General features: G+C 60.7%; 11 protein-coding genes. 2 read left to right on the top strand and 9 right to left on the bottom strand.

Features of this window, described 5'->3' with window-relative positions; translation table 11 throughout:
• The 6 genes from L8V01_RS09785 to L8V01_RS09760 all read right to left on the bottom strand — a co-directional run bounded on the left by L8V01_RS09785 (position 1) and on the right by L8V01_RS09760 (position 7,878).
• Positions 1-1,302, bottom strand: coding sequence for a C1 family peptidase (locus tag L8V01_RS09785; RefSeq protein WP_269946875.1), 1,302 nt, complete (start codon positions 1,300-1,302; stop codon positions 1-3).
• A gap of 13 nt (positions 1,303-1,315) precedes the next feature.
• The gene (locus L8V01_RS09780) at positions 1,316-2,614 is read right to left on the bottom strand and encodes a C1 family peptidase (RefSeq protein ID WP_269946874.1); all 1,299 of its coding nucleotides are present in this window, start codon (positions 2,612-2,614) and stop codon (positions 1,316-1,318) included.
• A gap of 48 nt (positions 2,615-2,662) precedes the next feature.
• Positions 2,663-3,604, bottom strand: a complete 942-nt coding sequence (locus tag L8V01_RS09775) for an ArsA family ATPase (protein WP_269946873.1) — start codon at positions 3,602-3,604, stop codon at positions 2,663-2,665.
• Complete coding sequence (locus L8V01_RS09770) at positions 3,595-3,852, bottom strand: cory-CC-star protein (protein WP_200435736.1); 258 nt, start codon at positions 3,850-3,852, stop codon at positions 3,595-3,597. The genes L8V01_RS09775 and L8V01_RS09770 overlap by 10 nt, the downstream gene beginning before the upstream one ends.
• Complete coding sequence (locus tag L8V01_RS09765) at positions 3,836-5,548, bottom strand: carbon starvation CstA family protein (RefSeq protein WP_269946872.1); 1,713 nt, start codon at positions 5,546-5,548, stop codon at positions 3,836-3,838. Before L8V01_RS09765 ends, L8V01_RS09770 begins: the two co-directional genes overlap by 17 nt.
• Positions 5,549-5,775: 227 nt before the next feature.
• On the bottom strand, positions 5,776-7,878 hold the full coding sequence (locus L8V01_RS09760) for a PhoX family protein (protein ID WP_269946871.1): 2,103 nt from the start codon (positions 7,876-7,878) through the stop codon (positions 5,776-5,778).
• A 190-nt stretch (positions 7,879-8,068) separates the two neighbouring features.
• Between L8V01_RS09760 and lysS the strand changes: the two genes are divergently transcribed.
• Positions 8,069-9,646, top strand: coding sequence for a lysine--tRNA ligase (gene lysS / locus L8V01_RS09755; RefSeq protein ID WP_269946870.1), 1,578 nt, complete (start codon positions 8,069-8,071; stop codon positions 9,644-9,646).
• 130 nt (positions 9,647-9,776) lie between these two features.
• On the top strand, positions 9,777-10,700 hold the full coding sequence (locus L8V01_RS09750) for a hypothetical protein (protein ID WP_269946869.1): 924 nt from the start codon (positions 9,777-9,779) through the stop codon (positions 10,698-10,700).
• 5 nt (positions 10,701-10,705) lie between these two features.
• Here L8V01_RS09750 and crtI read toward each other — a convergent pair whose 3' ends face one another.
• The 3 genes from crtI to L8V01_RS09735 are packed head-to-tail and all read right to left on the bottom strand — an operon-like array spanning position 10,706 to position 14,583.
• Positions 10,706-12,235, bottom strand: coding sequence for a phytoene desaturase family protein (gene crtI, locus L8V01_RS09745; RefSeq protein WP_269946868.1), 1,530 nt, complete (start codon positions 12,233-12,235; stop codon positions 10,706-10,708).
• Between the two features lie 10 nt (positions 12,236-12,245).
• Positions 12,246-13,121, bottom strand: a complete 876-nt coding sequence (locus L8V01_RS09740) for a phytoene/squalene synthase family protein (protein WP_269946867.1) — start codon at positions 13,119-13,121, stop codon at positions 12,246-12,248.
• A gap of 25 nt (positions 13,122-13,146) precedes the next feature.
• Positions 13,147-14,583: a GuaB1 family IMP dehydrogenase-related protein gene (locus L8V01_RS09735; RefSeq protein WP_269946866.1), complete on the bottom strand. Its 1,437-nt coding sequence runs from the start codon at positions 14,581-14,583 to the stop codon at positions 13,147-13,149.
• Positions 14,584-14,658 lie beyond the last annotated feature (75 nt).

The raw sequence follows: 14,658 nt of genomic DNA, 5'->3' as shown, positions 1-14,658 counted from the left end.
TTAACGCGCCAACGCACCCATCGGGTCCCATGCCGGCAGGGTAGTCACGGAATCGGACTTGAGAGCCGCCTGGTACTGCTCCGGCAGGCGAGAGGGATGCACGGCGATTTCGAAGACGAACTCGTCGAACCAGTCATCCGCCATCGTCCAAAAGCCTTTATCCGCCTTCTTCGGGCCCCAGGAATTCTCTACGCGCCAACGATTGACGGTGCCGTCGTCTGCGATATCGGCGCCGGTAAAGACCATCGCGTGGGTCATGAGGGACTCATGCAGGCGTAAACGCTGTGCCTTGTCCAGATCCATCTCCACGCCATAGAAGGCCTCATAATCGTGCAGGTGCTTGGCCCACACGCCGTGCTCATCATCGGATTGCTGGTCGGTATCGCAACCAAACCACACCGGCTGGCCATCCTCGATGGAGGCACGCGCGGCATCGCGCAGCACCTCCACAGGCGCGTTCAAATAGGTCACGCGCTTGCCAGCTACGTTGCCCAGGTAATCCACGGTGTAGAGCTCGCCATAGGCGTTGCGGGGATCGTTTACCACGCACACGTACTCGCTTAGGTCCGCCGGCAGGTATTCCTTGGCAAACTCCTGCGGGGTATAAGTACCAGCGCGGTGGAACTCATCGTCCTTATCGCGGTACTGCCAAATAAAGTCCTCGGGCGGCAGGCCAAGGTTGGCGGTGAGGATACGGTAGACGTCGGCAAGCGCTTGCTCATGCGCGCCCGCTTCGCCGCTGCGGATGTGGTGGGCGGCCCGGCGCAGCACGGTCTGCAGGTTGCGGTTAAGCATCGCCGTGGCCTCCGAGGAGGCGGTCTCTGGCATCGCGTACTGCGGCACCACGCCGTACTTCTCCACCAGGGCGACGAACATGGACCACTGGCCGCCGTCATCGATGGGATCATCCATGAGCTTGGAAACGGTGCGGTCCGTAATTTCGCGGTCCTTCAGCTCGGCCATGGCGGTAAGGAACCAATTGGCTTTTTCCAGCTTGTCAAAGAAGTAAATATAGGTCTGGGAAAACTCAAAATCCTTGAGGTTGGCCTTGTCCATGAGGCCGCCGCGCAGGGAATTGAGGCCGGCAAAAATCCAGCAGCGGCCAGAGGCTTTCTGGTCGGCCACGCCCCAGGAATCTAGCTTATGGCTGGTTACCGGGGTGAGGGTGCGCAGTACTTCGCGGTCGAGGCTGAGCTTATCGGCGCTTTCTTGAGCCACCCCATTGTGCACCAGGCGCAGCGCGGCATCGCTGGTGAGCTCGGCATTGGCGGCATGAACCTCGTTCGGGTTAATCTCGGTCATTTCTCGATGCTCCTTAGTTCATCCGGTCCCAGAGGGGAAGCTCAATCGGTTCGGTGGCAAGGGCCTGGGCAAGCGCGTCGCTGAGGTGCTCCTTGCGCACGGCGATGTGGAAGACGTTCTGGTCAAACCAGGCATCAGCCATCGTGGCAAAGCCTTTGCCTGGCACGTCCTCGCCGTCGTGCTTGCGCGGTGGCTTGGAACCCCAGGAGTTCTCCACGCGCCAAGCTCGGTCACCATCGACGCCGGTGAGCACCATCGCGTGGGTAGGCGCGGTCTCGCCGGAGGTGAAACGCTCCTCCTTGCTCATGGAGGAATCGATGCCGTAGAGGCCATCAGTATCCACTAGGCCCTCGTCCCACACGCCGTTGAGGAAGGAGAACTGGCGGTTGACATCGCAGCTAAACCACACCGGCTCGCCGGCAGCCAGGCTGCGCTTGGCGGTCTCCTTGAGTTCCTCCACGGTTGCGTTCAAGTACTCCTGCGGTGCGCCACCCAGCACATTGGTTTCCTCGGCACTCCTAAAGACGCGATGCTTGGGGTTGGTGGAGCGAGGGTCATCGGCCAGTACCACGTACTCGTCCAAGTGCGGCAGGTACTTATTGGCAAACTCGCGCGGGGTGGAGTGCAGGCGCACGAATTGCTCGTCCTTGGTGCGATACGCCCAGGTAAATTCCTCCGGCGGGGTGCCCAGATGGATGGCCAGGATGTGGTGGAAATCTTTGCGGGCTTGGGTCAGGATTTCTTCGCGCGGGCCGTCCTGTGCGGCGGCGCGGCGTATCACGGTGGCAAGATCGCGGTTCATCTCCGCGGTATTTCCAGACGAGCGCACCTCCGGCATGACCTCTGCAGGTACCGCGCCATATTTGGCCACTAGGTTGCTAAAGAAGCACCACCAGCCGCCATCGGCGCCGGTGTGATCGAGTACTGCGGCCACGGTGCGCTCATCCCAGCCGACTTCCTTCTTATCCAGTAGCTGGTTGAGCACCAGGTTGGCGCGCTCCAGCTTGTCAAAGTACTGCAGGTAGGTAAAGGAAAACTCAAAGTTATCTACGTTGAGTTCCTTAGCCGCGCGGTGGCGAAAGACGTTCAACGCCGCGAACATCCAGCAACGGCCCGAGCGTTTCTGGTCCGATACGCTCAGGCTATCCAGCTTGACCTCGGTGGTGGGGTAGAGGGCCGTGATGCGGTCGCGGTCCAGCGCAGCCTTGGCCGCCCCGACATTGGTAATGGCGTTGCGGGCCAGCCGCAGCCGTGCATCGGCCGCGGCCTCCTTGCGCAACTGGGACAGGTATTCCGTGGTGAGCAAAGACATATTTCGGTTTTAGCAGACCCGCGCCTTTGGGGGCGTGGGTGGGTAGAGCTAGAGGTATGCCGCCAGCTTGCCGACGGCCCCCGGAGTCCCCACTTCCTCCGGCAGCCACGGAACCTCGCGCACCGGGGTCTGTGGGAGTTTGGCACGCAGCAGCGCGAGCGCCTCATCCTCGGCGGCGCGCCGGGCGGCCAAGAACTCGCCTTGGTCGGCCGGGGTGCGCCGGTTGACCAGCATGGAACCCACCCACACACCGTTGCTGGTGAGGTCGGCATGGAATTCGGCCGACTCCAGCACGGGCAGACGCTCGGCGGTAAGCGCGATATGAAAGACCGTTCGTGAGGAAGTCAGCGCGGTGCGCAGCTGGGCAAAGCGCTCGCGGCGTTGGAAAAGCGTGGCGCGAATTTCCTGATTGCGCCGGTCCACCGGGTCATTATCCGCGCCGCTTCCTTGCGACATTCCGCGCACCAGCGAGCCGAATTTATCGGATTTCTCGCGCCGGGAGAGCAATCCATCGGTATAGGCGGCCATGATCTCCGGCAGGGCCATCAGCCGCGAGGTATGGCCAGAGGGAGCGGTATCGAAAATGAGGTAATCAAAGTCGGACTCCTCCACGACGAGGGCAGCGATGCGCTCCAGCAACGCCGCCTCCTGCGTGCCGGGCGATTGCCGTGCCAAGTCGAGGTGCTTTTTCACCTCGCCGTGCAGGTGCTCGGGCATAAAGCGGCGCATAGAGTTTCCCACCTGCGCTAGGTGTTGCTCCGTGGCGCGCGCCGGGTCAATCTCGATGGCGGAAAGGGTAGGGGTGAGGCCTACGGGGGCGTCACCAAGCGAGGCGCCAAAAATATGCCCCAGGTTATGCGCCGGGTCGGTGGAAACTAGGCAGACGCGGTGCGCGCGGGACAGGCGCAATGCGGTGGCGGTAGCCAGGGTGGTCTTGCCCACCCCTCCCTTGCCACCGAAAAACATGATGGGTGCGGTCTCTAGCAACATTGAATATTCTCCAGCGGGGATCTATCCATTCCCATGCGCGTATGCCAGGCGTGGAAATCCTCATAAACCAGCGGCAAAAGCTCCAGGGTGTAGTAGCTGGCCGGGTTAGGAATGCCCAGGGCCTCCGAGGCAACCAGCATCATGAAGAGATCGTCTTCCTGCTGCTGGGCCTTGGCAAAGCTGGCGCGGTACGGGGCCTGGTAGTACTCATTGAGCCCGGCCGCGAGTGCCTTAAGCTTGTCGAGCATGCTCGGGCAACGGGGCGTCAAGGTCTTCATCGTTCCACTCCAGAGGGGCCTCCTTGCGCGCGCGGGAGATGGCGCCGATGGCTTCCACAATGACCCAGATGGCAGCCACCACGATGATGACGTCCATGCAGAACAGAAGCCAATTCTGGCTGGTGAAAAGGGACTTTAGCTGCAAGAGTGCGGCCCACAGGGACATTGCGGTAACGAAGACGAGCGGGATAACCACCGGCCACGTCGGCCGGCGTAGGTGGGTGAGGATAACCACCACGATGGCCAAGGAGAGCCCCGCCATGAGCTGGTTAGTGGTACCGAATAGCGGCCAGATGGTCATGCCGCCTGAACCATCCGCGCCGGCGGAGAAAGTCAGCCCGAAGGCCAAGCCCACCGCAATGATGGTGGATACCAGAGCCTTGATGCGCACTCCCATGATCTCGCCGATTTCTTGTACCACAAGGCGCTGCAGGCGCACGCCCGAATCCATGGTGGTGGCGGCGAAAAGCACAGCCATGGTGGCCAAGATGGTGCCGGAAAGGGAGGTAGGAATGCCCATGCCCTCGTTCATGAGCGCGCCGCCGCCTTGCACAAAGGCATCCACGCCGCCGGCATTCCATTCGGAGTAGATGTTCTCCCACTGCGCGGCGGTTTTGAAACCAGCGGTAGTAGCGATGATGGTGCCTAGCGCGAGCAAGCCCTCGCCCACGGCGCCGAAGTAGCCCACAAAGCGCACATCGGTTTCCTTATCCACCTGCTTGGAGGAGGTGCCGGAGGCCACCACGCCATGGAAGCCGGAGATAGCGCCGCAGGCGATGGTGACAAAGAGCAGCGGGAAGATACCCGGGGTGCCTTCTGGCACGTTATCGCGCAGGGCTGGGGCAGCAAGCGAAGGACGGGTGAAAAGGAAGGAACCGTATAGGATGGCCAATCCTACGAAAAACTGCAGGCCGTTGATGTAATCGCGCGGCTGCAGCAGCACCCATACCGGCAGCATCGAAGCGATGAAGGCGTAGATGAATAACAAGATGATCCACACGCCGTTGGCGGGGATTCCCAGGACGGTATCTGGCAGGACCACGGGCACGCGGTCACCGATGATCATCAGCGCGTAGAGTGCGACAACACCCACGATGGAGACCAACGGCAGGTTCCAATTCAGGCGGTAGATGGCCTGGCCGATAAGCAGCGCGACGACGATAGCGCCCCACGTGGGGATGACGGCCGTGGGGGTAGACACCAGCAGGTTTGAAATGACCACGGCGAAGGCCGCGTTCACCATCAATAGCAGCAGGAAAATGACGATGAGAAAGAGGTTGCGCCCGCGCTTGCCAATGTAGCGCCCGGACAAGGTACCGATGGATTGGCCCTTATGGCGCTGCGAGGCCCACAGCGCACCCAGATCGTGCATGCCGGCGAAGAAGAAGGTGCCGATGGTTACCCACAAAAACGCCGGTACCCAACCCCAAATCACAGCCACGGCTGGACCAATGATGGGTGCGGCGCCCGCCACAGAGGTGAAATGGTGGCCCCACAGGACGTATTTATTGGTAGGTACATAATCAACGCCGTCTTCCATGGTGTGGGCCGGGGTGGAGTATTTCGGGGAAAGCCGGAAAATGCTCTTTCCTAGGAACTTGGAGTAGAGCAAGTAGCCGGCGACCATCATCGCGATGCCGACAATGGCGAGGACAAGAGAGTTCATAGTGTGTGTCTCCTCATAGGCGGGCAGGTGGCGTGTCTCACACGTGCGGACAGTATGCCATAACTCACATATGTATTTGCCTGTGGGGGAGACCGGTGGGCGGATTTATATTTGGAAGGCGGGCCGGAGTACACATCCCGGTTCAACCGCTGTCGACAGAAGGAAAGTGCGGCCCTTGTTCCTAGAGGAACGAGGGCCGCGCGGTGGGTGCTTAAACCGGGTGGCGTTTACTTCTTATCGACGCCGATATTGCCGTCCTTCTTCCACACCACAACCACTGCTGGGCGTGGGGTGGACTTGCCGCCACCTGGCCAGTGGGAGGTTTGCTTTTCAAAGGTGGCATCATCGGTCTCGCCTGGGTGCTGGACGTTGACCATCACGCGCTCATCGGTGACGATGGGGCCGCAGGTCTCAGCGCCTGCCGGAACCGTCAGGAAGCACTTGAGCTCACCGCGGGTATCGCCCTCGGTGGTTACGGCGTAAAGGCCGTCGTTGGACTCGAGCGCGTTGCCGTCGGTGGAGATCCACATATTGCCGTGGCTATCAAAGGCCAGGTTATCCGGACAGGAAATTGGGGATACCTTCTCCTTGTCAAAGCCGCCGAAGTAGGTATTGGCCTCCTTCGGATCACCACAGACCAGGAAGAGGTTCCAGGTGAACTTCTCACCAGCGTGGTCATCTTCAATCTCCATGACCAAGCCGTTTTTATTTTCCTTTATGGGAGCCCACTCCATCGGCTCTTCCTTGTTCTTCTTGGCGTTCTCACCGGTAGCGCCGCGGTAGGAGTTATTGGTCAGGGCCACGTAGACCTTCTCAGAGTCTGGGTGGACCTGCATGTCCTCGGGGCGGTCCATCTTGGTAGCGCCCACCTTATCGGCGGCCTCGCGGGTGTAGACGGCAACCTCTTCGGCGGACATGCCATCGACGTGGGATTCGAATTTGTTGTTCTCCGTATCGGAGGTCAGCAGCTTGATCCATTTACCCTTGCCGTCGAAGGCACCATCCTCTGGCAGCACGCCGGAGCCATCAATCTCATTTTCTGGGGAGTTGCCCTCCACCTTGGCCACGTACAGGGTGCCGTGGTCCAAGATGCTGAGGTTGTGCTCGATGTTGCCTTCTTCGTACTTCTTGGTGGAGATGAACTTGTAGATGTACTCGAAGCGGGAGTCATCGCCGGAGTAGCACACGACGGTGCCATCGGAAGCGATGTGAATATTGCCAGCCTCGTGCTTGAAGCGTCCCAGCGCGGTGTGCTTGATCGGGGTGGACTTCGGGTCCAGTGGGTTGATTTCTACGATCCAACCGAAGCGGTTGGGCTCATTCGGCTCCTTGGAGACGTCGAAACGCTTATCAAAGCGCTCCCACTTGCGCTGGGATTCGCCATCTTCCATGCCGAAGCGCTCGAGGGATTCCTGCGCCTTCTTGCCATCCAGGTTGGCGTGAGCGAAGTACTGGTCAAAGTTCTCCTCGCCGGAGAGCATGGTGTTCCACGGGGTGATGCCGCCGGAGCAGTTATTCAGGGTGCCCTTGACCTTCTTGCCGGTCTTATCTGCGGAGGTTTTTACAAGCTCGGAGCCGGCCGCTGGACCAACCAGGGTGAACTCGGTCGTGGCGGTAATGCGGCGGTTGAGCGGGCCAAACTCGCGCTTGAGTTCACCGGTATCGCCCACCTTGGACACCTCTACGATGGAGTGGCCGTGGCCAGCCCAACCAATCTTGGCCTGCTCTTCGGTGGGGTTATCCGCATCGTAGTTAGGGAACATCTGCGGCTCGGTGGTGTACTCATGGGAGCAGACGTAGATAAGGCGATTGTCATCATCCGGGTGCTCGATAAGGCCGGCGAAGTCGTTATTGAAGCCGAACTGCTTCTCGGCGGCCTCGGCCGTCTGGTTCTTATCATCAAACTCCGGCGCATCTTTGAACAGTGGGTCGCCCCAGGCGATGAGAACGGACTGCTCATAGCCATCCGGGATGACTACCTCGTCCTTTTCATTCGGTTGAACTGGATCAAACTTCATACCCTCTGCGGAGGTGAGTTCTACATTGGCCTCGGAAGTCTTGCCACCCTTGTCCTCGGAGGAAGAGGCTTCATTGGAGGCATCATCCGGGTTAGAGCAGGCGGCCAGCGCGGCGCCGCCACCGACGGTTACTACGGACAAGCTGCCCGCGCGCAGAGCGGTACGGCGGGAGAACTGGTCACCGAAGTATGGGTTATCAGACTTGTTTTCGCATTCACCGAAGCAGGCATTGCCGCACTTGTAAGTGCAGGTCAGGCTGGAACGAGAGGATGCGAAGAGACTAGAAAGAAGGTTGCGGCCTTTAAGCGCCATTATTACTGCTCCAAAGGAGTTCGAAAATATTGATAAGACATGGGGTCAGCCATTTATATAAGGGGATTTCAGTAACTGTGCGTTGGCCTCGAGATGACGGTGAAGTGAACTATGTGTAAATCTTTCCCGGGGTAGGGGCGGAATGGGCTAAATCGCGTGCTGCAGTGGGGATCGACTACCCTAGGCTAACGTGAGCGAGCAGAAGAATACTGAAGTAAATGATGTCCCTGAGCAGCTGCGCATCCGCCGTGAGAAGCGCGATCGCCTGCTGGAATCCGGCGTTGAGGCCTACCCGGTAACCGTTGAGCGCACCATCTCCCTAAAGGATTTGCGCCATGATTTCCGCGTAGTGGCCGAAGGCGAAGAGCCGGGCAATGAGGAGGGCGTGACCTACCTGGCCGCTGGTGAGGAAACCGAGGTTACCCACGCGATTGCCGGCCGCCTTATCTTTATGCGCAATACCGGCAAGTTGTGCTTTGCCACCCTGCAGGATGGCGATGGCACCCAGGTGCAGGCCATGCTTTCCCTAGCGGAGGTAGGCAAAGAGCGCCTCGACGCTTGGAAGGCCGACGTGGACTTGGGCGATTTCATCTCCGTGCGCGGCCGCGTCATTTCCTCCCGCCGCGGTGAGTTGTCGATTATGGTCTCCGAGTGGACCATGGCTGCTAAGTCTCTGCGCCCGCTGCCGGTTTCCTTCGCCGAAATGGCAGAAGATACCCGCGTACGCCAGCGCTATAACGATCTCATTATCCGCGAAGATGCCCGCAAGAACGCCATGATCCGCGTGAAGGTCATGCGCGCGCTGCGCAACTACCTGGAAAGCCAGGACTTTGTAGAGATCGAAACCCCGATGCTGCAGACCCTGCACGGTGGCGCGGCCGCTCGCCCGTTTATCACCCATTCCAATGCGCTGGATATTGACCTCTACCTGCGCATCGCCCCAGAGCTGTACTTGAAGCGCGCCGTCGTCGGCGGCATTGACCGCGTCTTTGAAATCAACCGCAACTTCCGCAATGAGGGCGTGGACCGCTCCCACTCGCCAGAGTTCGCCATGCTGGAGACCTACGCTGCGTGGGGCGATTACAACGATTGTGCGCGCATGACGCGCGAGTCCATCCAGGCCGTAGCCCGCGATGTCTTTGGCTCGACCACCGTGACTCTTGCGGATGGCACCGAGTTCGACTTCGGCGGCGAAGAATGGCCCGAGATCGAGATGTATCCTTCCCTGAACGAGGCCCTGCAGCGCAAATTCCCGGGACAACCGGAGGTCACCATCGATACCGACATCGATACGCTCAAGGGCATTGCCGATGCCATCGGGCTCGACGTCCCGAAGGACGGCGGCTGGGGCCACGGCAAGCTGGTGGAGGAAATCTGGGAGGTCCTGTGCGAGGACCAGCTGGAAGGCCCCATCTTTGTCAAGAACTTCCCAGTTGAGACTTCCCCGTTGACCCGTCAGCACCGCTCCGAGCCGGGCGTGACCGAGAAGTGGGACCTCTACGTACGCGGCTTCGAGCTGGCAACCGGCTACTCCGAGCTGGTGGATCCTGTTATCCAGCGCGAGCGCTTTGAGGATCAGGCCCGCCTGGCCGCCGGTGGCGATGACGAAGCCATGGTGCTGGATGAGGACTTCCTTGCTGCCATGGAGCAGGGCATGCCTCCTACAGCCGGCACCGGCATGGGCATGGACCGCCTGTTGATGGCCCTGACCGGCCTGGGCATCCGCGAAACCGTGCTTTTCCCGCTGGTTAAGCCGGAACAAAAGTAGCCCACAGCGGCTCATCGCTGGCCGTCAGCCCGCGTGGCTGGCGGCTTTGCTATTTCGTGCCGGCGTTCATGCCTACACCCGCGTCCCGGAAGTCCAGCGCGATACCCCGCCACATGGAAAAATGCGGGGCATGAAAAGATTTTTCTCTCTCCTCGCTCTACCTTTGCTGGCTGCCGGACTTGCGTCGTGTTCCACGGATGATAGTCACGAGGAAGCACCTCGATTTCGGCCGCAGATGACCGAAAACTCCGCAGCCAGATCGGCAGAAACCTCTTCTCCAGAGACCACAGCGCAGGATACTACCAAGTCAGAAAAGAACGCGGACTCGTCCGGTCTCAAGATGCGCTCGGCCAAGGATTTTCTGGCGAAAGATCCCGAACACGCGCAATTAGACGCATGGGGAGTTGAAAGTCCCGATAAAAAGGTTCGGTGCTCATTCAATAAGCAGGCCGAAGGCCCGTGGTGCAACGTACAATTTGCAGATCCACCGCTACTTCCAGATCCAGACCAGCCGCAGTGGGAGGCGAATATGGTCAGTTTTAATAAGGGCGCGGGGTTCTTCCCCTCAGCTGTGGTGGAGCCAGGCGATACGACCCCAGCGAAACAGCTCAAGGCAGGGGAGAAGGTTGAAATTGAAGGCGTTACCTTCGAGGCCCCAAACTCGGACGAGTTCACGGTCACGGCAAAGGGGCATCATTTCACCGTAAAAGATAACGGTCAGTACTATGCGGATAACTTCCCGCCTAAGCCCGATTCCAACGGCTCTGCAAGAATGGGCACAATCTGTGAGCAGATGGATACCAAATGGGGACGGAAGAACGTCTACGTCCAAGTTGATGGTACGAACTGCACCAAAGCTATGCAGGTAGTGGATAGCTATGTGCACCACGAATTTAAGCCGGAGGAAATGAATACCCGTGGCTTCCTCAGAGTCGATGGCTGGCAGTGCGATGTCTCTGCGCCGAAATTTTTAAACGATGCAGAGCCTGAAAACCGCCTGCCCAAATGCTTAGACATGAGCGGGAGCGGACGCGTAGTTTTGCTGGATACCTAGAGCATCTATCGCACAAGCGGGCCGGCGGATTTATCGCCGCGCAGGCGCTTAATAATGTTCTCGGCAGAAATCAGGCACATTGGCGCGCCTACGCCCGGCACGGTGGTGGCTCCTGCGTAGTAGAGCCCGCCTACCTTGCGCGAGGCGTTGCGGCCGCGCAGAAACGCCGATTGCCGCAGCGTGTGCGCGGGTCCAATGGATCCGGCCGACCAGGCATGGTAGCGCTCGGCAAAATCGGCCGGGCCGAGCGTGCGCTTGACGACGACCCTTTCAACCAAATCTGGCACCCCGGCCGTGGCTGCGATGTGGTTAAGGGCGGCGTCGGCAATCGCGGCAACGCGGCTGGATTCCTCGCCGTGGTAGGTATTTCCAAACCCGGGTGCCTCTGTGGCCGGCACCGGCACAAGGATAAAGAGGTTTTCGTGTCCCTCGGGGGCTACGTCTGGATCGGTGGCGGAAGTCTTCGAGACGTAGATGGACTCGGAGGCCCCCAACGGTCGGGTGGGCTCCGGACCGGAATAGACGGCGCGGAAATCCGGATCCCAGTCCTCGCTAAAGAACAACGTATGGTGCGCTAGCTCGGGCAGCTCGCCTTTCACCCCGGCCAGAATGAGCACCGTGCCCAAGCCCGGATTGCGCCGGCCCCAGTAGCGCTCCGGGTAGGTGCGCAGCTGTGGTGGCAATAATTGGGTCTCGGTGTGGTGCAAGTCCGCCGCCGACACCACAATATCGGCGTGGATAGCGCCCTTATTCGTGCGCACGCCTGTGACCTGACGATTGGCGACCTTGATGGAAGTAACCTCCTCGCCCAAGCGGAAGGTGGCGCCGAATTTCTGTGCCTGGCGGTAGATGGCCTGGACCACGGCCGCGAACCCACCCTGCGGGTAGCGAACGCCCTCCACCAAGTCGGTATGGCTCATCAGGGAATACAGGGCTGGGGCGGCGGCCGGCTCGGAGGACAAAAAGACCGCCGGGTAGCTCAAGATTTGGCGCAGGCGGGCATCAGAAAACGTCCGGCCCACATGCTGCTTTAGGTTCGCCGTAAGCAACGCCACCAGCTGGGAAAGCCGGCTGCGGATATCGCGGTGCACCAAGTTTAGCGGCGCGGAGAAGGTGGTGTAGAGGAAGTGCTTGAGTGCCATGTCATAGGTATCGCTGGCCTGCACCAAATACTCGCGCACCTTTTCTCCCGCGCCGGGCTCGAGTGACTCGAAAAGAGCGGTGACTTCTTCGATGCCGGAGCGCACGTCCACCGGCGCATCGCCGTGAAATACGCGGTAGGCGGGGGAGAGGTCCACTAGATGCAGCTCCGCCTCGGTGGAGGTGCCGCAGAGCGCAAAGAAGTGGTCGAAGGCCTCTGGCATCAGGTACCAAGACGGGCCGGTGTCCCACCGGAAGCCGGCTTCCTCGAAGCTGCCGGCACGCCCGCCTACCTCATCCAGCGAATCCACGACGGTGACCTCGTAGCCCTCGCGGCCGAGCAAAGCGGCGGTGGCGAGACCGGCGATGCCGGCTCCAATGACGACGGCGTGCATGACGTTCTCCTTAATCTCCGGCTGGGTGTGGGGTTTGGCTGCTGTGTCCGCGGCGTCGTACTGCGCGGGCTGCTAGCCAAGCCTTGGTGTGGTTCGGCACGGATACGCGTGAGGTGGCAAGGTCCGTAGCCGGGGTGGCGGCAAGGCGATTGGTGAGCTCGGCAAAGATATCCGCCGCCGCGCTCACACCCACCCGCGCAGAGGCCGGCAGCAAGTCGATGGTGAGCGCGGCGGTAGCGAGCTCTTGGCGTATTTCCGCGATGAGCGTGGACTTGGTGGCCTCATCTATGTGCCCGGATGGTGCTTGCTGAAAATAGGTGCGACCCAAAGTTGAGCTGTCTTCGCCAAGGTCACGAAGGAAATTAATCTTCTGAAAGGCTGACCCCAGCGCGCGGGCACCACGCTCCATGGCGGCGCGGTCGGCAGCGGAGACGTTTTCTTCGGCCAAGAAGATCTGCAGGCACAAAAGCCCAATTACTTCCGCCGAGCCGTAAATATAGTCCTGCAGCTCCGACGTGGAATATTCGTGCTGATTAAGGTCAGCGCGCATGGAGCGAAAGAATGCAGCAAGGTGCTCGCGCTGGAAACCGCAGCGACGAGCGGTAAGCGCATAAGCGTGCACCACGGGATCCGTGTGCAGTCGCTGCTGCGGTGCAGCCAGGATGGTCTTTTCGTAGGCATCCAATGCGGCGGCGGGGTCGGTGTGGGCTTGGGCAGCGGCGCCGTCGACAAGCTCATCTGCAATGCGCACCACCGCGTATAGGTGGCGGATATCGGCGCGCACCCGCCCGCGCAGAAGCCGCGTGGCCAGTGAGAAACTGGTGGAGTACTGCCCCATAACCTGCGCGGCCGCGCGGGAGGCCGCGTGGTCATAGCGAGTCAACATATCTGTCAACGTAGCATGCAGCCTGTCAACGGTTCGTGGCCCGTGGCTGCCCCTCAGCAAAGCCGGCAGCGGACTGCACGCCCACGGTGGCGCGCTCGCGGAAGGCGGCCAAAGAATCGGCGCCGGCGTAGGTACACGAGGAACGCACGCCAGAAATGATTCGGTCCACCAGGTGCTCCACGCCGCCGTGTTCGGGGTCGAGGTAGATGCGGGAGGTAGAAATGCCTTCTTCGAACATCTCGCGGCGGGCACGCTCAAAGGCCTCGGTATCGGAGTTGCGGCCGCGCACAGCTCGGCGCGAGGCCATACCGAAGGATTCTTTGTAGAAGGCACCGTCGGCGTCCTTGTGTAGGTCACCTGGGGATTCGAAAGTGCCGGCGAACCAAGAGCCGATCATTACATTGGATGCACCTGCGGCTAGGGCGAGGGCGACATCGCGCGGGTCGCGTACACCGCCGTCGGCCCAGACGTGGGCGCCAACCTCGCGGGCGGCCGCGGCGCACTCCAGAACGGCCGAGAATTGCGGGCGGCCCACACCAGTTTGCATGCGGGTGGTGCACATCGCGCCTGGGCCCACACCGACCTTGATGATGTCGGCGCCGGCCGCTGCCAGCTCGCGCACACCCTCGGCCGTCACGATATTGCCTGCGGCAATGGGAAGCCCCAGGTTCAGGGTCTTGACCTTGCGCAGTGCCCTGAGCATGCTGTCTTGGTGCCCGTGCGCGGTATCGATGACCAGCACATCGGCACCGGCCTCCGCCAAGGCGCGGGCGCGGCCCTCCACATCGCCGTTAATACCCACCGCAGCACCAATGTGCAGGCGGCCCTGCTTGTCGACGCCCGGCTTATACATCTTCGCCCGCACCGCACCCTTACGCGTGAGGATGCCGGCCAGGGTGCCGTCTGGATTCACCACCGGTGCCAGCTTGCGGGAAGTCTTGCGCAGTTTGGTAAAGGCCTCCTGCGGGTCTATGCCCACCGGCAGCGTGACCAGATCCGTGGTCATCAGCTGGCCAACGGCGGTGAAGTTATCTTGGCCGCGCAGATCCTTTGGCGTGATGATGCCGATGGGCATGTCACCATCGACCACAATGGCGGCGCCGTGGGCGCGCTTGTGCAAAAGATTATTGGTATAGCCCACGGTATGGTGCGGCTTTACGGTAATGGGGGTGTCATAGACCAAGTCGGCGGCTTTTACTGACGCAATGGTGTCAGCGGCCGCCTCTAAGGAGAGATCCTGCGGCAAAATGGCCAGCCCGCCGCGCCGAGCGATGGTCTCAGCCATGCGGCGTCCGGCCACCGCGGTCATATTGGCCACGATGAGGGGGATGGTGTTGCCAGTGCCGTCTTCGGTAGTGAGATCCACCGACTGGCGCGAGCCCACCTCGGAGTGGCTGGGCACCATGAAGACATCGGAGTAGGTCAGTTCATACGGCGGGTGGGAATCATTGAGAAAACGCACTGGGATGGCCTCTCTGTGTACTTGGGTGGCGCGGAATCACCGCGCGAATGAAGACACTAAAATTATACTCCCCGA

The organism is Corynebacterium curieae, from assembly GCF_027570035.1.
GTDB classification, from domain to species: domain Bacteria; phylum Actinomycetota; class Actinomycetes; order Mycobacteriales; family Mycobacteriaceae; genus Corynebacterium; species Corynebacterium curieae.
This window is presented reverse-complemented; position numbering and strand designations above follow the sequence as displayed.